Here is a 244-nt window from a genome sequence, read left to right as displayed (position 1 = left end):
ACGCTGGGATCATTTAGCCTTTACCTTCAATGAAGAGCTATATGGTGGTCGTAACGCTGACCAAACCTTCAATGATCTGTGGAAGTTCAGTCCAGAGACCTTCTCCTGGAAGAAGGTTGAGCCCAAGGGGAAAAGACCGCCTGAGACGTACGGGATGTGCTGTTGCATGCTGGGAGATCGTGTCATCTTCTTTGGAGGATACAAAGGAAACAGCATACGAGCTTATGACCTGTTGATCTTAGAC

Annotated in this window: 1 protein-coding gene; it reads left to right on the top strand. The window is 48.0% G+C overall.

Going from position 1 to position 244, the window contains the following annotated elements; all coding sequences use genetic code 11:
* A partial coding sequence (locus tag IEQ44_RS16400; protein WP_193639474.1) for a Kelch repeat-containing protein occupies positions 1 to 244 on the top strand: 244 nt, incomplete at both ends.

It is taken from the genome of Nocardioides malaquae, assembly GCF_015070385.1.
Lineage (GTDB): Bacteria > Actinomycetota > Actinomycetes > Propionibacteriales > Nocardioidaceae > Nocardioides > Nocardioides malaquae.
Note: the sequence above shows the minus strand (reverse complement) of the source record. Positions and strands in the feature narration are given on the sequence as shown.